This window comes from Synechococcus sp. F70.1 (genome assembly GCF_047502745.1).
GTDB lineage: Bacteria > Cyanobacteriota > Cyanobacteriia > Thermostichales > Thermostichaceae > Thermostichus.
This window is the reverse complement of sequence record NZ_JANSJL010000079.1, coordinates 1-1,506: the sequence shown is the minus strand read 5'-3', so window position 1 is coordinate 1,506 and position 1,506 is coordinate 1. Positions and strand designations below refer to the sequence as shown.

Annotated in this window: 1 protein-coding gene and 1 pseudogene; both read left to right on the top strand. The window is 54.2% G+C overall.

What is annotated here, in order from left to right; translation table 11 throughout:
* Positions 1-1,113, top strand: a 1,113-nt coding sequence (locus NW860_RS08575) for an FAD-dependent oxidoreductase (RefSeq protein WP_414513626.1), incomplete at its 5' end; no start/stop codon positions are given.
* Positions 1,110-1,506: pseudogene (locus tag NW860_RS08570) on the top strand (hypothetical protein); the annotation flags it as partial. The gene NW860_RS08575 and the pseudogene NW860_RS08570, both read left to right, overlap by 4 nt.

Sequence of the window (1,506 nt, the reverse complement as noted above, 5' to 3'; positions counted from 1 at the left end):
GAAAGCCTGCGCATTGTCCTTTCCTATCTTTGGGCACAACTCATTCCGCGGCCAGCTCCCCGCAACTTTGCCGATTGGGTCAAGGGCAAGTTTGGCGCTCGACTCTTTCAGATTTTCTTTGAAGGCTATACAGAAAAGCTTTGGGGGATCCCTTGCACCGAGATCAGTGCTGATTGGGCTGCCCGGCGCATCAAAGGTCTCAGTCTTGGAGAGGCCATACGAAAAGCATTGGGGTGGAATCGAGGTTTGGTGAAATCTCTAATCGATCAGTTTCAGTTTCCTCGGCTGGGATCCGGCCAGCTCTACGAAAAAATGCAGGAGTTTTTGCTGGCCGAAGGTCAAAAAGTTTGGCTAAATACAGAGGTCATTGCCCTTAGGCATGAGGGATCCCGGATTGTCAAGCTGCAATTGCGCAATCTTCAGGATGGAAGTGAAACATGGGTCTCCCCCTCCCACGTCATCTCCTCGATCCCTCTGACAGTTTTGGTGCAGAGCCTACAGGAGTTGCCTCCTCCAGAGGTACTGCAGGCAGCCCGCAACCTCAAGTTTCGCAACACCGTTTTGGTTTATCTGATTGTGGAGGGATCCCAGCTTTTCCCCGATAACTGGCTGTATATCAACGACCCAACAGTGCAGGTCGGTCGGGTAACCAACTTCGCCAATTGGTCGCCGGCTATGCTCCCCAACCGAGAACAAACCCCCTTGTGCTGTGAGTATTGGTGCAACTTTGGGGATCCCTTGTGGCAAGCTCCCGAGGAGCAATTGCTGGCTTTGGCCGAGAGGGAGCTACGCCAAATTGGCCTGCTGCAAGGCCAGAAGATCTCTGGCGGCTTTGTGGTGCGCCTACCCCGCACCTATCCTATCTACACCGGCAGCTACAAAGAAGACTTGGCCATCTTGCGAAGGTACCTCGGCCAGTTTGAAAACTTGCAACTGGTGGGCCGCTATGGCTCGTTTAAGTACAACAACCAGGATCACAGCCTGCTGATGGGCCTATTGGCGGCCGAAAACGTTCTCCGCCCCGGCAGCCACGATCTCTGGCAGGTGAACTCCGACAGCGATTACCAAGAAGAGATCAAAGTGCCACCCGCACCCGCGAAGGTCCGACGATGAGCTTCTCGCTTGGCCCTCTTTTGCGGCAAAGCTGGCAGCGTCTTGCCCCTTTCTCTATCCAGGTTTTGCTGCCAAGCTTAGCCTTGACAGGGCTGGAGATCTTCTTGATCTCCCTCTGGAGCAAGGGGGATGACTATGCTTCTATCTTCAAGGGTTTAACCCAGTGGGATAGCCACTGGTATCTGGGGATTGTGCGGCGGGGCTATCAGTTTGTGGGCTTTGACAAGATCGCCTACGAGCAGAGCAATGTGGCTTTCTTTCCGGGCTATCCTCTGGCGGTGGCCATCATGAGCCGCCTGTTAGGAGTTGAGCCGGAGCTGGGGCTTTATCTTACTGCCCAGCTCTTTTGCTGGCTGATGTGGATTTACCTTTTCCTGTTTTACCGCCGCTGGC